At 71.0% G+C, this 710-nt stretch carries 1 protein-coding gene; it reads left to right on the top strand.

Annotated features, from left to right (window positions below; all coding sequences use genetic code 11):
- Positions 1-655: sensor histidine kinase (locus tag D3H34_RS33305; RefSeq protein WP_286186590.1), on the top strand; the 655-nt coding region annotated here is incomplete at its 5' end.
- Positions 656-710: the final 55 nt, after the last annotated feature.

The raw sequence follows: 710 nt of genomic DNA, 5'->3' as shown, positions 1-710 counted from the left end.
CATCGAAGCGCTGATGGCCTCGCAGAAGTCGCTGCTCGCGAATGCCTCGCACGAGCTGCGCTCGCCGCTGACGCGCATCCGCATGGGCATGGAGCTGATGTCCGGCGACCAGCCCTCGCCGGCTTCGCGCGCCGAGATCCTGCGCAACGTCAACGAACTCGACCAGCTGGTCGACGAAATCCTGCTCGCCAGCCGGCTCGACTCGCACGAAGTCGACGTGGGCACCGCGGAATCGGTCGACCTGATCGGCCTGTGCGCCGAGGAATGCGCGCGCGTCGACGCCGAACTGCAGTTGCAGGACCTGGCCGAACTCGAAGTGCCGGGCGTCGCCAAGCTGCTGCGCCGCGCGGTGCGCAACCTGCTGGAGAACGCGCGCCGCTACAGCCACGGCGAGATCACGCTGGAACTGGCGCGCGTCGACGGCCACCATGCCGAGATCCGCGTCAACGACCGCGGCCCGGGCGTGCCGGCCGACCAGCGCGAACGCATTTTCGAGAAGTTCTACCGGCTGCCGGGCGCGAGCGAACGCTCGGGCGGCGTCGGCCTGGGCCTGGCGCTGGTGCGCTCGATCGCCGAGCGCCACGGCGGCAGCGTGCGCTGCGAAGGCCGCGAAGGCGGCGGCGCACGCTTCGTGCTGTGCCTGCCGCTGGCCTGAAACTCAGGCGAGCGCCGGCCGCTGCCTGCCGCCATAGAGCGCATCGGCGCACAGC

The sequence above is a fragment of the Acidovorax cavernicola genome (assembly GCF_003581445.1).
This window is presented reverse-complemented; position numbering and strand designations above follow the sequence as displayed.